Annotated in this window: 16 protein-coding genes and 1 pseudogene; 14 read left to right on the top strand and 3 right to left on the bottom strand. The window is 66.2% G+C overall.

All coding sequences use genetic code 11. The annotated features are described in order from the left end of the window. Positions 1-2: 2 nt before the first annotated feature. Complete coding sequence (locus H5395_RS08635) at positions 3-440, top strand: hypothetical protein (RefSeq protein ID WP_182792172.1); 438 nt, start codon at positions 3-5, stop codon at positions 438-440. 48 nt (positions 441-488) lie between these two features. Here H5395_RS08635 and H5395_RS08630 read toward each other — a convergent pair whose 3' ends face one another. Then, complete coding sequence (locus H5395_RS08630) at positions 489-1,142, bottom strand: SH3 domain-containing protein (RefSeq protein WP_234450798.1); 654 nt, start codon at positions 1,140-1,142, stop codon at positions 489-491. A 131-nt stretch (positions 1,143-1,273) separates the two neighbouring features. Between H5395_RS08630 and H5395_RS08625 the strand changes: the two genes are divergently transcribed. The 6 genes from H5395_RS08625 to H5395_RS08600 all read left to right on the top strand — a co-directional run bounded on the left by H5395_RS08625 (position 1,274) and on the right by H5395_RS08600 (position 7,724). Next, a complete protein-coding gene (locus H5395_RS08625; protein ID WP_182792171.1) occupies positions 1,274-2,275 on the top strand; it encodes a D-glycerate dehydrogenase in 1,002 nt (333 codons plus the stop codon). A gap of 228 nt (positions 2,276-2,503) precedes the next feature. Further along, the gene (locus tag H5395_RS08620) at positions 2,504-4,093 is read left to right on the top strand and encodes an ABC transporter substrate-binding protein (RefSeq protein ID WP_234450799.1); all 1,590 of its coding nucleotides are present in this window, start codon (positions 2,504-2,506) and stop codon (positions 4,091-4,093) included. A 100-nt stretch (positions 4,094-4,193) separates the two neighbouring features. Continuing rightward, positions 4,194-5,186 (top strand): ABC transporter permease, encoded by a 993-nt coding sequence (locus H5395_RS08615; protein ID WP_182792286.1) that lies wholly within the window; start codon positions 4,194-4,196, stop codon positions 5,184-5,186. Next, positions 5,183-6,091 (top strand): nickel transporter permease, encoded by a 909-nt coding sequence (nikC, locus tag H5395_RS08610; protein WP_182792170.1) that lies wholly within the window; start codon positions 5,183-5,185, stop codon positions 6,089-6,091. The genes H5395_RS08615 and nikC overlap by 4 nt, the downstream gene beginning before the upstream one ends. Continuing rightward, entirely contained in the window at positions 6,088-6,972 is an 885-nt protein-coding gene (locus H5395_RS08605; protein ID WP_182792169.1) for an ABC transporter ATP-binding protein, read from the top strand. The genes nikC and H5395_RS08605 overlap by 4 nt, the downstream gene beginning before the upstream one ends. Beyond that, positions 6,969-7,724 (top strand): ABC transporter ATP-binding protein, encoded by a 756-nt coding sequence (locus tag H5395_RS08600; RefSeq protein ID WP_182792168.1) that lies wholly within the window; start codon positions 6,969-6,971, stop codon positions 7,722-7,724. The genes H5395_RS08605 and H5395_RS08600 overlap by 4 nt, the downstream gene beginning before the upstream one ends. 98 nt (positions 7,725-7,822) lie before the next feature. On the opposite strand, the gene H5395_RS08595 is transcribed toward H5395_RS08600, so the two are convergent. Next, entirely contained in the window at positions 7,823-8,290 is a 468-nt protein-coding gene (locus tag H5395_RS08595) for a GIY-YIG nuclease family protein (protein ID WP_182792167.1), read from the bottom strand. Between the two features lie 342 nt (positions 8,291-8,632). On the opposite strand from H5395_RS08595, the gene H5395_RS08590 reads away from it, so the two are divergent. The 3 genes from H5395_RS08590 to H5395_RS08580 are packed head-to-tail and all read left to right on the top strand — an operon-like array spanning position 8,633 to position 11,700. After that, entirely contained in the window at positions 8,633-9,502 is an 870-nt protein-coding gene (locus H5395_RS08590) for a putative selenate ABC transporter substrate-binding protein (protein ID WP_182792166.1), read from the top strand. Positions 9,503-9,509: 7 nt separating this feature from the next. Then, entirely contained in the window at positions 9,510-10,169 is a 660-nt protein-coding gene (locus H5395_RS08585) for an ATP-binding cassette domain-containing protein (RefSeq protein WP_182792165.1), read from the top strand. Further along, positions 10,150-11,700 carry an ABC transporter permease gene (locus tag H5395_RS08580; RefSeq protein WP_255440574.1) on the top strand — a complete coding sequence of 517 codons (1,551 nt, stop codon included), beginning with the start codon at positions 10,150-10,152 and terminating at the stop codon, positions 11,698-11,700. The genes H5395_RS08585 and H5395_RS08580 overlap by 20 nt, the downstream gene beginning before the upstream one ends. 71 nt (positions 11,701-11,771) lie before the next feature. Here H5395_RS08580 and H5395_RS08575 read toward each other — a convergent pair whose 3' ends face one another. Further along, a complete protein-coding gene (locus H5395_RS08575) occupies positions 11,772-12,692 on the bottom strand; it encodes a LysR family transcriptional regulator (protein WP_182792164.1) in 921 nt (306 codons plus the stop codon). Between the two features lie 105 nt (positions 12,693-12,797). On the opposite strand from H5395_RS08575, the gene H5395_RS08570 reads away from it, so the two are divergent. The 4 genes and pseudogenes from H5395_RS08570 (at position 12,798) to H5395_RS08555 (ending at position 17,118) form a co-directional block, all read left to right on the top strand. Beyond that, positions 12,798-14,066, top strand: a complete 1,269-nt coding sequence (locus tag H5395_RS08570) for an aminopeptidase P family protein (RefSeq protein ID WP_182792163.1) — start codon at positions 12,798-12,800, stop codon at positions 14,064-14,066. A 129-nt stretch (positions 14,067-14,195) separates the two neighbouring features. Next, positions 14,196-15,270, top strand: a pseudogene (locus H5395_RS08565) (ABC transporter substrate-binding protein). Positions 15,271-15,563: 293 nt separating this feature from the next. Next, positions 15,564-16,799 (top strand): serine hydrolase, encoded by a 1,236-nt coding sequence (locus H5395_RS08560; protein WP_182792162.1) that lies wholly within the window; start codon positions 15,564-15,566, stop codon positions 16,797-16,799. 67 nt (positions 16,800-16,866) lie between these two features. Then, entirely contained in the window at positions 16,867-17,118 is a 252-nt protein-coding gene (locus H5395_RS08555) for a universal stress protein (protein WP_255440572.1), read from the top strand. Positions 17,119-18,213: the final 1,095 nt, after the last annotated feature.

The following is an 18,213-nucleotide window of genomic DNA, read 5'->3' as shown; positions in this document are numbered from 1 at the left end:
AAATGACCTACCTCAAGCCCGCCTTGGCGCTTGCCGCGGCCATGTCGCTGTCGGCCTGCCAGCCCACCCCGACCACCACCACCGTATCCGTTCCCGGCGCCGAGCCGGTCGTGATCGTCGATGCTCCCGCGGTCGGCCCGGCCATCGACACCGTCAGTTCGGCGACCCAGGGGTCCAACTCGCTGAATGGAAGCTGGAACCTCGTCGCCTCGCAATGCGGCGACCCCGCCAGCCAGGGCCGCCTGACGATCGAGGGCTACCGTTTCAACTTCCCCACTGCCGAATGCATCGCCACCCGGTCCGAGGCGCGGGCGTCCTCGACCTCGGTCGCGCTGGGCTGCACCGGGGCTTCCAACCGCCAGTTGGAACTGTCGCTGCGCCCCGGCGTGATGCGGATGACCGAAGGCGAGACCACGCTGACCTATTACCGCTGCACCTGACGGACCAGCGCAGCCGCCCCGGTTCCGCCGGGGCGGCTGCCTGCGCCGTCACTCGCGGATCTCGTCGGGGTCCACGCCCCACAGCGCGGGTTTGGGCACCCAGCCCTTCTCGCCTCCGCCCGAGACGCGGCACCAGTCGCGATTGCATTCGTGCAGACGAACGATGGCGCCCGCCTCGGCGCGGGCCAGCACGGTGGCGTTGGCGTCGGCGCGGCTGCGCAGTTCGGCCATGTCGGTGGTAACGATGGCGGTCCTGACCCCGGACAGCAGCGAGTAATGCACCCAGCCCCCTGCGCCGTCCTGGTCCTCGACCCGGCGCCAGTGGCCGAACTCGGCCACCACCCGCAGGGGCATTCCCGGATGGCGGAACACCCAGTCGATGCGATGCGACAGCGACGGTCCGCGCCGGGCGTTCCCCTCGCCCCCCTTCAGGCTGACATAGCGGGGCACGGGCAGGTTCGTGACCGGCCCCCGGTTCGGGTCGCGCGGCTGATCCTGATGGCGGCTGATCAGCGAATCCGCGGAAACCTCGCCCGGATCGATCTGCAGCGCCGGCGCCTCGGCCTCGGCCGTCCCGTCGGCCGTCTGCGCCGGCGCCTGCCCCGGCATCGTGAATGCCACGACCGCAACCAGAAGCAGGGGGCGGCGCAAGGCGGCCGCGCACACCTCCGCCACCGTTCGGGCCACGGATCGCTTGCTCATGTCGTCGTCCTTGCCGGCCGCGCTTGTCGCGGCGTTTCTGCCTGTCGGCCGCCATGGGCCCTGGGGCCTTGTGCCTGCCCCGCCTCTCGGTAAGTTTGCCAAACGTAAAGCGGCATTGGAAGAGAGGTCATATGGCTGGCACCGCACCCCCGCGTGATCGGTTGAAGGTCACAGTGACCCGCCGCTTGCCGCAGCCCGTCGAATCGCGGCTGTCTGAACTGTTCGACGTCTCGCTGCGCGAGGTCGATGTCCGCATGACCCGCGATGAGCTGGTGCAGGCGATGAGGGACAGCGACGTGCTGGTCCCCACCGTCACCGACCAGATCGACGCCCGACTTCTGGGGCAGGCGGGCGAGCGGCTGAAACTTATCGCCAACTATGGCGCGGGCGTCGATCACATCGACGTGGAAAGCGCCCGGCAGCGCGGCATCCAGGTCTCGAACACTCCCGGCGTCGCGACCGAGGACACCGCCGACATGGCGATCGCCCTGATGCTGGCCGTGACCCGCCGCATCCCGGAAGGGCTGGCCGAGATGCAGGCCGGCCGCTGGGAAGGCTGGGCGCCCACCTCGCACCTGGGCGGCCGCATCGGCGGCAAGCGGCTGGGCATCCTGGGGATGGGCCGGATCGGTCAGGCGGTGGCGCGGCGGGCCAATGTCTTCGGCATGCAGGTCCATTACCACAACCGCCGCCGCCTGCGCCCCGAGGTCGAGGCCGATCTGCACGCGACCTGGTGGGAAAGCCTCGACCAGTTGCTTGCCCGCGTGGACATCCTGTCGATCAACGCGCCGCATACGCCCTCGACCTTCCACCTGCTGAACGCCCGGCGGCTGAAGCTGATGAAGCCCACGGCCGTGATCGTGAACACCTCGCGCGGCGAGGTCATCGACGAGAACGCCCTGACCCGGATGCTGCGCGCCGGAGAGCTTGCGGGCGCGGGCCTCGATGTCTTCGAGCACGGGCACGAGATCAACCCGCGCCTGCGCGAGTCCCCGAACGTGGTGATGCTGCCGCACATGGGTTCCGCCACCGTCGAGGGGCGCAACGAGATGGGCGAGAAGGTCATCATCAACATCAAGACCTTCGCCGACGGCCACCGGCCGCCGGATCTGGTGCTGCCGTCGATGCTGTAGGATGCCGCCGGCCCCGGCGAGGTCAGCGCATTGCGACGCCGAAAGCCGCGCGGGGGGCGACCCGCCGCGCGGCTTTCTGGAATCCGCAGCCCCGCGATTCCGTTACTCTGCCGGATGGAACGGGCAGATCGCCGGGGCTTCCAGCATCTTCTTGCCCCGCGCCAAGGAACAGCGCAGAAAAAAAGTGGCCAACCCCGCTGAACGACGGGGACAAACAGGGAGACTTGAATGACCCGCCTTTCCCCCCGCGCGATCCTGCTTGCATCCGCCCTTGCCGTGGCGCCCCTCGCGGCATGGGCCGAAACGCCTGCCGACATGCTGGTGGTCGCCGCGACCATCGACGACATCATCAGCCTCGACCCCGCGCAGAGCTTCGAGTTCTCGGGCAACGACGTCACCCAGAACCTCTACAGCCGGCTGGTGGACTTCGACCCGCTGAACCTTGAGGCGGGCTTCCAGCCCAGCCTCGCCGAAAGCTGGCAGGTCAGCGAGGACGGCAGGACCATCACCCTGACGATGAAGGAAGGCGTCACCTTCCAGTCCGGCAATCCCGTCCGGGCCGAGGACGCCGCCTGGTCGCTGCAGCGGGCGGTCAAGCTGGACAAGTCGCCCGCCTTCATCCTCAACCAGTTCGGCCTGACCGCCGACAACGTCGAGGAGATGATCAGGGCCGAGGGCAACACCGTCTCCATCACCATGGACCAGCCCTATGCCGTGTCCTTCGTGCTGAACTGCCTGACCGCCAGCGTCGCCAGCGTGATCGACAAGGAAACGGTCATGCAGCATGTCGAGGGCGACGACCTCGGCAACACCTGGCTGTCCACGAACTCGGCGGGGTCGGGGGCCTATTCGCTGGCGACCTGGCGCCCGAACGAGGTCGTGCAACTGGTCGCCTTCGACGATTATTTCGGCGGCGCGCCGAAGATGAAGCGGGTGATCGTCCGCAACGTCCAGGAATCCAGCGCCCAGCGCCTGCAGCTTGAGGCGGGCGACATCGACGTGGCCCGCAACCTGACGCCCAGCGACGTGCAGGGCGTCACCGGCAAGGACGGCATCGCCATCAAGGACGAGCCGCGCGGCCGCATCCTCTACATGGGGATGAGCCAGCGCGACCCGGTCGTCGCCCGCGCCGAGCTGCAGCAGGCGATGCGCCACCTGATCGACTTCGAGGGCATGGCGAACAGCTTCCTCAAGGGGCAGTGGAAGATCCACCAGAACTTCATCCCCGAGGGCTACCTTGGCGCCACGGACGAGAATTCGTGGGCCTATGACATTGAGGCCGCGAAGAAGATCGTGGACGAGGCCGGGCTGTCCGGCGCCACCATCACCACCAAGGTCCGCGATCTGCGCGAATATCTGGACGTGGCGCAGACCATCCAGGCCTCGATGGCGCAGGCCGGGCTGGTGCTGAACATCGAGCAGATGACCGGCGCGCAGGTGCTGGACGCCTATCGCGCCCGCGAGGTGCCGATCTTCATCGGCGAATGGGGGCCTGACTATTCCGACCCGCAGACCAACGCCGGCACCTTCGCCTGGAATCCCGACAACGAGGGCAAGGGCTCGACGCTGGCGTGGCGCAACAGCTATGCCGTGCCCGCCGAGATGCAGGAGATGGTCAAGGCCGCCACGCTGGAAGGCGACAGCGAGAAGCGCAAGCAGATGTATCTGGATATCCAGGCCGAATACCGCACCACCGCGCCGATCCTGCCGCTGTTCCAGCGCGTCGAGCAGACCGCCATGCGCGACAGCGTCAAGGACTGGTCGGCAGGCGGCGCCGTGACCTCGGTCATGTATCACCAGGTCGGCAAGGGCGAATGAGCCGTTGACCAACGCCACGCAAAACGGGGGGCAGCCGCTGCCCCCCGCATCCGCGCCCGGCCAGCCCAGGCTTGCGGCCTTCGGTCGCCGGGCGCGGACGCTGGGCGGCATCCTTCTGTCCCTTGCGCTGACGCTGTTGGGCCTGCTGCTGGTGACCTTCATCATCGGCCGGGTCATGCCCATCGACCCCGTGCTGAAGGTCGTGGGCGAGCGCGCCACGCCCGAGCAATACGAAGCCGCCCGTCAGGCCATGGGGCTGGACCAGCCGCTGGTCGTGCAGTTCGTGGGCTATATCGGCGACGTGCTGCGGGGCGATTTCGGCCGCTCGATTTCCACCGGCCACCCTGTCGCGCAGGACCTGCGGCGAGTGTTCCCCGCCACGCTGGAACTCGCGGCGCTGGGCACGCTGATCGGCGTGCTGGTGGGCGTTCCCTTGGGCGTTATCGCGGCGGCGCGGCGCGGCGGCTGGGTGGACCAGATCGCCCGCGTGCTGGCGCTGGTCGGCTATTCGATGCCGATCTTCTGGCTGGGACTGATGGGACTGCTGGTCTTCTACGGCATCCTCGGCTGGGTCGGAGGGCCGGGACGGCAGGGCATCATCTATGACGGCATGGTCCCCGAGGTGACGCGGCTTCTGCTGATCGACACGCTGATCGCCCGCGACTGGGACGCCTTCCGCGACGCCTTCAGCCACATCATCCTTCCAGCCAGCCTGCTGGGCTATTTCAGCCTCGCCTATATCAGCCGCATGACGCGCAGCTTCATGCTGGAACAGTTGTCGGCCGAATACATCACCACCGCGCGGGTGAAGGGCCTGTCCGAGCGCCGCGTGATCTGGGGCCACGCCTTCCGCAACATCGCCGTGCCGCTGGTCACGGTGATCGCGCTGTCCTTCGGGTCGCTGCTGGAAGGGTCTGTGCTGACCGAGATCATCTTCAGTTGGCCCGGCATCGGCAGCTACATCACCAAGACCCTGCTCGCGGGCGACATGAATGCGGTCCTCGGCGGCACCATCGTCGTCGGTGTCTGCTTCATCGGGCTGAACGTGCTGTCCGACCTGCTGTATCGCTTCCTTGACCCGAGGGCGGCATGAGCGACCTTTCTACCCGCGACTGGCTGCTGTCCGACGCGCCCTCCACCCGAAGACAGGCCCGGTTGGGAGCGTTCTACCAAGGCTGGCTCACGTTCCGCGCCAACCGGCTGGCGATGCTGGGGCTGGTCATCCTGATCGCGCTGGTGCTGATGGCGATCTTCGCGCCATGGCTCTCGCCCTACGATCCGGTGGCGCAGAACCTAGGCGACCGGCTTCAGCCACCCTCGGCTGCGCACTGGCTTGGGACTGACGCGCTGGGCCGCGACATCCTGTCGCGGATCATCTGGGGCAGCCGGGTGACGCTGTTCATCGTGGGAACGGTGGCGCTGATCTCGCCCATCCTCGGGCTGCTGATCGGGACGGTCGCGGGCTTTGCCGGGGGCTGGGTGGATCAGGTGCTGATGCGGATCACCGACATCTTCCTAGCCTTCCCCAAGCTGATCCTCGCGCTCGCGCTGGTCGCGGCGCTGGGGCCGGGCATCGTCAACGCGGTGCTGGCGCTGGCGATCACCGGCTGGCCGCCCTATGCGCGGCTCGCGCGGGCCGAGACGCTGGCCGTCCGCAACGCCGACTATATCGCGGCGGCGCGGCTGCAGGGCGCGGGACCGGGGCGGCTGCTGATCGGGCACATCTGGCCGATGTGCGTGAGTTCGCTGATCGTGCGGGTGGCGCTGGACATGGCGGGGATCATCCTGTCGGCGGCGGGCCTCGGCTTCCTCGGCCTGGGCGCACAGCCGCCGCTGCCGGAATGGGGCGCGATGATCTCGGACGGGCGGACCTATATCCTCGACCACTGGTGGGTCGCGGCGATGCCGGGCATGGCGATCTTCATCGTCAGCCTCGCCTTCAACCTGCTGGGCGACGGTCTGCGCGACGTGCTCGATCCCAAGAGCGCCAAGCAATGAGTGCGCCGCTTCTGTCCATCCGCGACTTGCGCGTGAGTTTCCCCACTCGTCAGAGCGAGTTCCAGGCGGTGCGCGGCGTCAGCTTCGACCTCGGTCGCGAGCGGCTGGGCGTCGTCGGCGAAAGCGGCTCGGGCAAGTCGATGACCGGCCGCGCGATCCTCGGGCTGGTGCGCCCGCCGGGGCGCGTCACCGCCGAACGGATGGAGCTTGACGGCCAGCCGATCCTGAACCTCTCCGAACGGCGGATGCGCGCCATCCGCGGCGGGCGGATCAGCATGGTCATGCAGGACCCCAAGTTCAGCCTGAACCCCGTCATGCGCGTCGGCCCCCAGATCATGGAGGCTTACCGCCTGCATGCCGGCGGCGGACGCACGGCAGCCCGCGCCAAGGCGCTGGAGATGCTGGCCGCCGTCCGGATCCGCGACCCCGAGCGGGTCTTCGACCTCTACCCGCACGAGGTCTCGGGCGGCATGGGCCAGCGCATCATGATCGCCATGATGCTGGCCCCTGACCCCGAGATCCTGATTGCAGACGAGCCCACCAGCGCGCTGGACGTGTCCGTCCGGGCCGAGGTCCTGAACATCATGGACGCGCTGGTGCGGGACCGCGGCATGAGCCTGATCTTCATCAGCCACGATCTGAATCTTGTCGCGCAGTTCTGCGACCGCGTTCTCATCATGTATGCCGGTCGCGTGGTCGAGGAACTTCCCGCCCGCGATCTGCACGCCGCCCGTCACCCCTATACCCGCGGGCTGCTGAACAGCCTGCCCCGGCTGGATGCGCCGGTGGACCGGCTGGCCGTGCTGGAACGGCAGGAGGAATGGCGGACCGAGGCGCTGGACGCATCCATGCTGGACGCGCAGCCGGGGGGCCTGCGATGACCCCGATGCTTGAGGTGCAGGATCTCGACGTGTGGTTCGGACCTGCCCATGACCGCACGCTGGCGGTTCGGGGGGCGAGCTTCGCCGTGGCGGCGGGGGAAAGCTTCGGCCTCGTGGGCGAAAGCGGATCGGGGAAATCGACGATCCTGCGGGCCGTGGCCGGGCTGATCCCCGGCTGGTCGGGCCGCATCGCGGTGGACGGCAAGCCGGTGTCGGGGATGCGCCGCGACCAAGCCTTCAAGAAGACCGTGCAGATGGTGTTTCAGGACCCCTATGCCAGCCTGCACCCGCGCCATTCGGTGGACCGGGTGCTGTCGGAAACGCTGGCGCTGCAGGGCCTCGGCGACGTGGACCAGCGCATCACTCGTCTGCTTGAGGACGTGGGCTTGGGCCGCGGCTTCCGCTTCCGCTATCCGCACCAGTTGTCGGGCGGGCAGCGCCAGCGCGTCGCCATCGCCCGCGCCCTGGCCGCCGAGCCGCGCCTGCTGCTGCTGGACGAACCCACCAGCGCGCTGGACGTCAGCGTGCAGGCCGAGATCCTGAACCTGCTGAAGGACCTGCGGGCCGAGCATCGCCTGACCTACGTGATGGTCAGCCACGATCTGGCCGTGGTGGCTCATATGTGCGACCGGCTGGCGGTGATGCAGGCGGGCCGCATCGTCGAGATCATGGACGCCGCCACCCTGCGCGCCGGCGACCCGCGCGAGACCTATTCCCGTGACCTGATCGCCGCCTCGACCTGGCAGCGGTGACTCCGGCCGCGACAGGAGATACTCGTTCCCCTATGATCCCGGCGGTGTTCGAGCCACGATTGCGGCAAAGACGCCGCCTTCAAATCCTCACGCTGCGGTCATGCACGCCAGAAGGCCGGCCTGAGAATCCGGGCCACCCGGATGCGGCTTGCCTCGAAAAGAATGATCTTTCCACGCAGTGGCCAGGAAAAGCGGACAGCGGCCGCAAGCCGGACGCGCCGCGCCTCTTGTTCCATCACCGCCTGGATGTCGGAAATCTTCTCGCCGCGCCGAAGATGGAACCATTCGGTGCCGCGGGGCGAACTGCGGCGGCGGAAGAAGCGCCAGCCGCGCCGCATCCGGCGCAGCAGCCGCTGTTCCAGCACATAGGCGTGCGGCATGGTCACCGAACAGACGATCCTGAGCTTGCCGTCGCCCGGCCGCTGCAATTCACGCCGGCGTTCAAGCGTGCGCCGGCTGGTGAAGCCCAGCTTGAAAAGCGTGGGATCATTGTCCGGCTGCATCAGGTAGACCGTGCCCGTCGCCGCCCTGAAGCGGAACCAGCCGATCCTGCTTGAACGGGCCACGGCGTTCTTGCTTTGTTTTTTCATTCTTGCCTGCTGGCTATCCGCGCCGCGGCCCGCGCGCAAGATCCCTGGCCGATCCCCGATGCGTCACCCGCTTTTGCCGGCGGATCGGCTCGGCGGTGAAGGCTTCGGAAAGCCGTTCGGACGCGGCGCCATCCGGCGGCCGATCGCCTTGCCAGCACCGGCGCCCGCGATTACCCTTCCTCCGAGCTTCTGGAATAGACCCTCGATGCGCCGTCGGCGCTCACGCCTTCGGTGGCGTATGATGGTCGAACCTGCGGATGGCCGACCGGCTGTCCGCGCCGTTCAGGCGCAGGCCCACCCTCATCACGGAGAAACGACATGCATCGCCTGATCGGCGGCGCGGTCGCAGCCATCGGCCTTGTGCTCGGCGGCATCGCGGCAAGCGCCCAGACCCCCACGCTCTATTTCTCGGCCATTCCCGACGACGACGAGACCCGCCTGATGGAACGCTTCGGCAATGTCGCCGACTACCTGTCCGAGCAGCTCGGCGTCCAGGTGCAGTATGTGCCGGTGAAAAGCTACGCAGCCTCGGTCACGGCCTTCCGCAACGACCAGATCCAGCTTGCCTGGTTCGGCGGGCTGTCGGGCGTGCAGGCGCGGCTGGCCGTCCCCGGCTCGCAGGCGCTGGCGCAGGGAACCGAGGACGGGGCCTTCGTGTCCTATTTCATCGCCCATGAAAGCACCGGCCTTGAGCCTTCCGGGGACTTCCCGCTGGCAGCCGAGGGGATGAGCTTCACCTTCGGCGCCCAGACCTCGACCTCGGGGCGGCTGATGCCCGAGTTCCATATCCGCGACGAGACCGGCAAGGCGCCGGACGAGTTCTTCTCGCAGGTCGGCTTTTCGGGCGATCACGGGCAGACGCTGCGGCTCGTCTCGACCGGCGCCTATCAGGTCGGGGCGCTGAACTATACCGTCTATGACACGGCGGTGGCCGAAGGTGCGCCCGAGGTCGCGACCACCCGCGTCGTCTGGAAGACGCCGCCCTATCCCGATTACAACTGGACCATCCGGGGAGATGTCGACGAACGCTTCGGCGAGGGCTTCACCGAGAAGGTGAAGCAGGCGCTGATCGGCATGGACGACCCCGCGCTTCTCGCTTCGTTCCCGCGCGAGGGCTTCATCGAGGCCACGAACGACGACTATGCGCCGATCGAGGAAACGGGACGGGCGCTGGGCATCCTTGACTGACCGACCCATGCTGGCCTTCCGGGGCGAGACGCTGTCCTACGGGCGCCACACGGTCCTTTCGGGCGTGGACTTCACGCTGCGTCCGCGGGAACGCGTGGTGCTGCTCGGCCGCAGCGGCACGGGCAAGAGCACGCTGCTGAACGCAGCCTACGCCCGGCTGGCCGGGACCTTCCCGGACATCGCGCTGGTCCCGCAGGAACATGGGCTGGTCCCGCAGCTTTCCGTTTTTCACAACGTCTACATGGGCCGGCTGGACGCGCATGGCGCGGCCTACAACCTTGCCAACCTGGTCTGGCCCTTCCACGCCGAGCGCCGGGCCGTCGCCCCCGTGCTGGCGACCGTCGGGCTGGAGGGCCTTGGCTGCAAGAGGGTCGAAAGCCTGTCGGGCGGGCAGAAGCAGCGGACGGCGCTGGCCCGCGCGATCTTCCGTGGCGGCCGCGTGCTGATCGGCGACGAGCCTGTGTCGGCGGTGGACGAGCGGCAGGCCGTGGCGCTGGTCGAGGAGCTCGGCCGCCGCTTCGGAACGATGCTGCTGGCGCTGCATGACGTGGCGCTGGCGCGGCGCATCGCCACGCGGCTTGTCGGCATCCGCAACGGCCGCATCTTCTTCGACCGGGACGCGGGCGAGGTTTCGGACGGGGATATCCATGACCTCTATCGGGCCTGAAGGCCGGCACTTGCGCCTCGGGCGGGTGGGCACGGCGCTTGCCTTTGTCGCGCTGGCGCTGTTCCTGCTGCCTTTCGCAGACTTCCGCCTGGGCGGGCACGACCCGTGGGCCGAGTTGCGACGGATGTGGGCGGGGCTTCTGTCACCCGACTTCTCGTCGGTCGAGGCGCTGGGCCGGGCAGCGGTCCTGACCATCGCCTTCGCCATCTGCGGGGTCGCGGCGGGCGCATCGGCGGGCTTCGTCCTGGCGCCGTTCTACAGGAATGCGCTGGTCCGCAACTTCTGCATCGCGATCCGCGCGATCCACGAGCTGTTCTGGGCGATCCTGCTGATGCAGGTCACGGGCCTTTCCGCCACGACGGGGGTGCTGGCGATCGCCATCCCTTATGCCGGCATCTTCGCCAAGGTCTTTGCCGAATACCTGGACGAGGCCGATCCCCGGCCCGCCGCCGCCATGCCGCCGCGCGCCGATCTGATCTCGGTCCATTTGTATGCCCGCCTGCCGCTGGCCCTGCCCGAGTTCCGGGCCTACCTGCTTTACCGGCTGGAATGCGGGCTGCGATCCAGCGCGGTGCTGGGCTTCATCGGCCTGCCGACGCTGGGGTTCGCGCTCGACACGTTCTTCCGGCAGGGGATGTATGGCGCAGTCGCAGCCGTTCTCATCGTCTATTACCTGCTGATCGGGACGATGCGGCTGTGGATGCGGCCGCTGCTGGTGCCCGTCTATTTTCTGGCCGCGGTGGGCGTCATGGCCGCCATGCCAAGCCCGCCGATGGCCGCCGGTGCGCTTGGCCGTTTCCTGACCGAGGACATCGTGCCCGCGCCCCTGCGGAACGGCGATGCAAGCGATCCCGAGACATGGGCGCGCCTTGGCGACTGGCTCTGGACGCTGCTTGCGGGGCAGGCGCTGCCGGGGCTGGCGGCCACGATGATCGTCGCGCAACTGGCGCTGGTGGCAGCGGGGTTCGTCGCGCTGCTGGGCTTTCCGCTGATCGTCCGCCCGGTCTCGGGGCGGTTCGGCGCGGCGCTGGGCCATGCCTTTCTGGTCATCGCGCGTTCAACGCCCGAATACATGCTGGCCTATATCGCCCTTCAGGTCTTCGGCCCCTCGATGCTGCCTGCGGTGATCGCGCTGGGGCTGCACAACGGGGCGATCATCGCGCACCTGCTGGGCCGCCAGTCCGCCCATGTCAACGAAAGCCTGCGCCCCGACGCCCCCCGCGGAATCGTGCTTTACGCCTATGAGCTGCTGCCGCGGATCTACGGCTCGTTCATGGCGCTCTGCCTTTACAGATGGGAAATCATCGTGCGGGAATCCGCGATCCTCGGCTTGCTGGGCATCCCGACGCTGGGCTTCTTTGTCGATCGCGCAATCCAGGAAATCCGCATCGACCGCGCCGTCGTGTTGCTGATCGTGACGATGCTGGCGACTGTGGCCATCGACCATGTGTCGCGACGCACGAGGGCCGCCATCGGCATCGACCCGGTCAAGGCACGGCAGGAGCGGAAGGCCGCGGCCTCGGCGGGCTGAAGGAGGCGGGGTGTCGGGATCCTGCGGGCTTCGGGCGTTCGTGCCCCAAGCCATTGCGGACTGAGCCGCCGCTATGCTGCAGTCGGGTCCGGCTCTTCCTGATCCCGGTCACGCTCGTCGAGCACCCATGTCCGGAATGCGTCGGCATGCGAATGACTGGCGGCAGCCAAGGGTCCTTGAAGCAGGTAATAGCCGTAGTCCTCAAGGACTGTTATCCCTGACAGGCGCACCAGATGTCCCGCTTCCAGGTCCGGGCGGATCATGGCTTCGGGGCACAAGGCCACGCCTTGTCCCGACAGCGCCGCGGCACGCAGCAGGTTGAAATCCTCGAAGACCGGGCCGCCCTCGGCTGGCGGGTCATGCAGCCCTGCACGGGCGAACCATGTCTGCCAGCCTGCGTGATCGGTGTCGTGCAGCAGGTCCATTCGGGGGATTGCGCGGGCCGGGTCGCCTCCGGCGATGCTGGCGGCAAGTCCGGGACTGCAAACGGGAACGGAGGCTCCGGGCAGAAAGCGGTGGACCCCGGCGCTGCTGGGGGTCGGGGCGGTGCGGGCGAAGACGAAGGCGAAGTGGACATCCCCGAAGTCGATTCCCTGACCATGCAGTGCATATACGATGCGTATGTCGATGTCCGGATGCTCGTCTCGGAACCTGCCAAGTCGAGGGATCAGCCAGCACACGGCCACGGACGGGATCGCTGCGACAACCAGGGCGCGATGGGTTCCGGAGCCTCTTGCCTGACGGCAGGCCGTGTAGATTGTATCGAATGACAGCGAAAGACTGCGCGCGAGCTCCCTGGCATGGGGCAGCGGCCGCAGGCGGTTGCCATCCCGGATGAACAGCGGGCCGCCGAACCAATCCTCAAGCGACCTGATCTGGTGGCTTATCGCGCTCTGCGTGACGAACAACTCGTCAGCCGCGGCGCGGAACGATCCGAGCCGGACGACAGCCTCGAAGACACGCAGGGCGTTGAGCGGTGCAGGGGTCGCCATTCGCAGGCCGCATGAGATTTTCTCACCTTCGGATGAGAAACCCTCTTTTGACAAGCGCGGGATTTCCGTTCGACTGTCGGGGCGACCTTCGAGGGATCATGGCGGATGGAACGCGAACGGCTTCAGAACTATGCCGGCAACGGCACCCCGGCGCAGCCCACCTTCACCGCCGGGGAAATGCAGCGGCGCCTGGATGCCATCCGCAAGGCGATGGCGGCGCGCGAGATCGACGCGGCGCTGTTCACCAGCTATCACAACATCAACTATTACTCGGACTTCCTGTATTGTCAGTTCGGCCGCCGCTATGGCCTGCTGGTCGACCATGACATCATGACCTCGATCAGCGCGGGAATCGACGGCGGCCAGCCGTGGCGCCGCACCTTCGGCGGCCGGAACCTCACCTATACGGACTGGCAGAAGGACAACTACTTCCGCGCCATCCGCCGGTTGACCGCCGGGGTCCGCAGGCTGGGGATCGAATTCGACCATGTGAACATCGACCTGCTGCATCTGCTCAAGTCGGAATTCCCCGGAATCGAGTTCGTCGACATCGCCCAGCCCGCCATGCAGTTGCGGATGATCAAGTCGGCCGAAGAGATCGCCCATATCGAAAAGATGGCCCGGATCGCCGATCTCGGCGGTGCGGCCGTGTTCGAGGCGGCGCAGGTCGGCGTCCCGGAACACGAGGTCGCGCTGCATTCGACCGCCACGATGGTGCGAGAAATCGCCCGCGTCTGGCCCCAGGCGGAACTGATGGATACCTGGACCTGGTTCCAGTCGGGCATCAACACCGACGGCGCCCACAACCCCGTCACCTCGCGGCGGATCGAGCGCGGCGACATCCTGTCGCTCAACTGCTTCCCGATGGTGGCGGGCTATTACGTCGCGCTGGAACGGACGCTTTTCGCCGAAACCGCGACGGACGAACATCTGCGGCTGTGGGCCTTCAACTGCCGCGTCCATGACCGGGGCAAGGAGCTTCTGGTCCCCGGCAACAGCTGCGCCGAGATCGCCCGGGAGTTGAACGAGCTTTATGCCGCCGAGGACCTGCTGCAATACCGCAGCTTCGGCTACGGCCACAGCTTCGGCGTCCTTTGCCATTACTATGGCCGTGAGGCCGGGCTGGAGCTGCGCGAGGATTGCGACACGGTGCTGGAAGCCGGAATGGTGGTCAGCATGGAGCCGATGATCGCCATTCCCGACCAGCTGCCGGGTGCCGGCGGCTACCGGGAACACGACATCCTTGTCATAACCGAGACCGGCAACCGCAACATCACCGGCTTCCCTTACGGCCCCGAACATCTGATCGTCGGGGCGAGCAAGCCAGCACCCGCCGCCCAGACGGCACTCGCTGGCGCCGGGCAGACGGTCTGACACCCATGCGGCGTGCCGGGTCCTGCCCGCATCGCCGCATGGCCCGAGAACGCCCCCGCAGAAAGGGCATCCCGCCAGAGAATCTGGCGCCAAGCCGAGGAAAGACAACAGCCAACAGGGATCGGACTGATGAAAACCACTCTCGGGCTTGCAGCAATGCTGGCGCTGCTTGCGGCAACCGGCCATGCCGAACAGATCACCGTGCTGTCCTGGGGCGGCACCTATGCCCGCAGTCAGGTCGAGGCCTATCACAAGCCCTTCACCAAAGAGACCGGCATCGTCGTCGTCTCGGTGGACAGCGACAACCCGGCGATCCCCATCAAGGCGCAGGTCGAGGCCAACAACGTCACCACCGATGTCGTCGACATCGAATATGCCGACGCGATCCGCCTGTGCGACGAGGGGCTGCTGGAAGAGATCGACCCGGCCGTCCTGCCGCCCGCGCCCGACGGCACTCCTGCGACCGGGGATTTCCTGCCGCAGGGGCTGAACGACTGCGCGGTCGGCTCGATCGTGTTCTCGACGATCTTCGCCTATGACCGGACCCGGTATCCCGAGAATCCTCCGCAGACGATTGCGGATTTCTTCGACACCGCGAAGTTCCCCGGCAAGCGCGGGTTGAAGCGCGCGCCCAAGGCGCTGCTGGAAATGGCGCTGATGGGGGACGGCGTGCCGGCGGCCGAGGTCTATGAGGTGCTGTCAACCGACGAGGGGATCAACCGCGCCTTCCAAGCTGGACACGATCAAGGGCGACGTGGTCTGGTGGGACACGGGCGCCCAGCCGCCGCAACTGCTCGCCGATGGCGAGGTGGCGATGACCGCGGCCTACAACGGGCGCATCTTCAACGCCGCCGTGACCGAGGGCAAGCCTTTCGAGATCGTCTGGGATGGTCAGGTTTATGAATACAACCTGTTCGCCATCCCCCGAGGCGCGCCGAACAAGGAAGCGGCGCTGGAATTCATCAGGTTCGCCACCGGCACCCAGCGCCTCGCCGACCAGGCGCAATGGATCAGCTATGGCCCGGCGCGCAGGTCCTCGGCGGGGCTGGTGGGCCTGTATCACGACGGCAAGACCGAAATGGCCCCGAACATGCCGACCAATCCCGACAACATGAAGAATGCGCTGGCGTCGTCCTATGACTTCTGGGTCGACCATGAAGCCGAACTGACCGAGCGGTTCAATGCCTGGCTGAGCGCCAGTTGACCGCTCATCTGCAGCATGGCGGCGGGCGGCGATTGTCCGTCGTCGAATGTTTTGGAACAGGCTGCGTGATTTTGGTCTGGAGGGCTCTCGCTCTGTGGATTGAGGTTATGCTGCCTGGCGCTGATGGATCAAGCGCCCGGGCTGCAGATTGATATTGCTTGCCGCGAATCGAAAGGGGGATTTACTGTGCAAGTTGCCAGTCCATTAAAAAAATGCAGTTATGCAACTCTGGGAAAGCAATACAAGTGACATATCAGAACCTGAGACGCATTTCGGTTGCGGGGTGCATGGGCATGGTCATGATCGGGTCGGCCATGGCTCAGGATATCGCGGCTGCAGGGGATGCAGCCCTGAAGGAAAGGCTTGATGCAGCATTGTCCGCGCCTGTCGAAAGGGGCGACATCCCAATGGCGTCAGGCGGGATCACCACGGCCGACGAGGCGATCTATACCGGCGCCTTTGGGGTCAGGGAGATCGGCGGGCAAGAAGCCGTCTCAGAAGACTCGGTCTTCAATATCGCCTCCATGACGAAGGCCATTACCGCGACTGCGGCCATGCAACTGGTGGAGCAAGGTAAGCTTGATCTCGATTCGCCCATCTCGAAATGGCTTCCGGTTGCCGAACGCCTGATGGTCCTGGACAGCTTCGACGCTGATGGCAAGCCGGTGCTCAGGGAACCCAAGTCGCAGGTCACCCTTCGCCAGCTGATGACCCATACTTCAGGACATGGCTACACGACCTGGAACGAGAAACTGCACCGCTATGCCGAAGCGACCAGTGCCTTGCCGCCTCTGGACTATGAGAACGAGGAGAGTTGGCTGCGTCCGCTCGTCTTCGACCCGGGCGAAGGATGGGCCTATGGCGAAGCGATCGACTGGATCGGCTTCCTGGTCAGAGAGGTCAGCGGTCAGCCCCTTGAGGAATACGTCAAGGAGCACATCACCGGTCCCCTGGGCATGGCCGACACCGGGTGGACGCTGACGCCCGAGATGGAGAGCCGGAGGGTGACGAGCCACGAGCGGCAGGAAGATGGAAGCCTGATCGGCACGGACTATGTCACTGACCAGAATCCCGCCAGGGACTATGGCGGCGGTGGCATGTATAGCACTGTGCCCGATTACATGAAGTTCATCAGGATGATCCTGAATGATGGCACGTTGGATGGCACCCAGATCCTGAAGGCGGACACCGTCGAACAGATGGCGCAGAACCAGATGGGCGAGAACAGGGTCTCCATGCTGACCACCTATGATCCATCGCGCTCTGCCGATGCCGAGTTCTTCCCGGGGCTCGAAAAGACATGGGGCCTCAGCTTCATGATCAACGAAGAGGTGGCGCCGACGGGGCGGCCCGCCGGAAGCTTGGCTTGGGCGGGACTTCGCAACACCTTCTTCTGGATCGACCGGGAGAATGATATCGGCGGCGTCTGGATGAGCCAGCTCCTGCCCTTCGTCGACGAAAAGACGCTGCAAGCCTTCACTGACTTCGAATCCGCCTATTACAACGTAGCAGGCGCTTCGACGAACTAGCTTCGGCTGCATCCTCGCCCGCCTTTAGGTCGGGGAGGATCTTCTGATCCGGACGCATGCCTGCCGGTTGGGCCCTCAGGCGGCCAGCGTGCGCGGCTGGGGCGGCAGTTGCGCGATCTGCACCCGCAGGGCCTCACGCCGCTCCGCTCCGCGGGACTACACCCCCCTGCGGGCGATCCTGACCCATCTGCAGGACAGGGGCTCGAACTTCCTGATCATGGGCGCATACGGGCACTCGCGCATCCGCAGTCTGGTGGTGGGCTCCACCACCACGGCGATCCTGCAAATGGCCCAGATGCCGGTTCTGCTGGTTCGATGATTGGCAGAAGCGGCGCTACCTACGTTTTTTGGGTATCGCGCGTATCGCCCGTGGCGACGTTCGCAAGATCGTGTGGATGATGAGGTAGGTCAATTCTATCCAACACCGAGTGCTGTCTCCCCGGTGCGAGGCCGGCGAACCGGATGGCCGAGCCGCAGCAGTGAGCTTGTCCAAGGACGAGAGCGAAGACGACGAAGACGACGAGGCCGAGATGCGGAAGCTGCCCTTCTTCGCGACGTTCTAGCGAGCGACGCGGCTCGGATCAGGCACCAGAGCTTGACTGCAGACCGCCCAGTTCCGTCCCTTGCAGCCGATGTAGCTGGACATCTCCAGTGCCCATACAGCCCGTGCCAGCTCCCGGACGGATCCGAAGCGACAGGGATGTCAGTTATGAGCGTCATCAGGTCGTGTTCTGACGTCAGATGTCGGCTCTCATGTCGTGTTTTCGGCTGTGCAGGTCCGAGATGAGCGTAGAAATGCGACAATGGAAGCCATTGCCGGATGCGAAAACAAGACGAATCTCCAGCGATTTCGGTCCTGATCCGTCAGGAACCGACATGAACGCTACACTCTGGCGTTTATTTCACAAGGACGGGGCTTGTGTTGCCGTGTGCGAGGAAATTGAAATCCCTAAGCAGCAATCGTCCGGGTAGAGCAACGCCAGCGATGTCCAGCCCCGGTTTCGATTTCGGGGTCGGGTTCCAGCACTCGTTCACCAGCGACATTTATGCAGCCACGGTGAAAGCTGATGGTCTCCACCTTCCGGCAGACTGATCGTCTGTCTACAGATGGTGGCAGTCCTGCTGCACACCGCAGCGAATGAAGCGGAGAGGGGGGAGCAGAGCATCCTCGAGCGACGGCCGAATATTAGTAGATTGATCTACTTCTCTGGAGAACTGAAGAGGGACATTGCAATCGAAACACTGGAGGACTTGTCGCGCAGCCTGCTTCTGGGCGCCGTTTCCGCCGGGAGTGTCCTGAACTCCGTGTATCTGATCCGGCCCATGCGGTTTTCAGATACGGTCAGGCGTCGAAGCGCCCGGCGAACATTATGGCCAGCTGATTGCGGGCGGCAACCCATTCCCGGACGGCCCT

The sequence above is a fragment of the Paracoccus sp. MC1854 genome (assembly GCF_014164635.1).
GTDB lineage: Bacteria > Pseudomonadota > Alphaproteobacteria > Rhodobacterales > Rhodobacteraceae > Paracoccus.
Note: the sequence above shows the minus strand (reverse complement) of the source record. Positions and strands in the feature narration are given on the sequence as shown.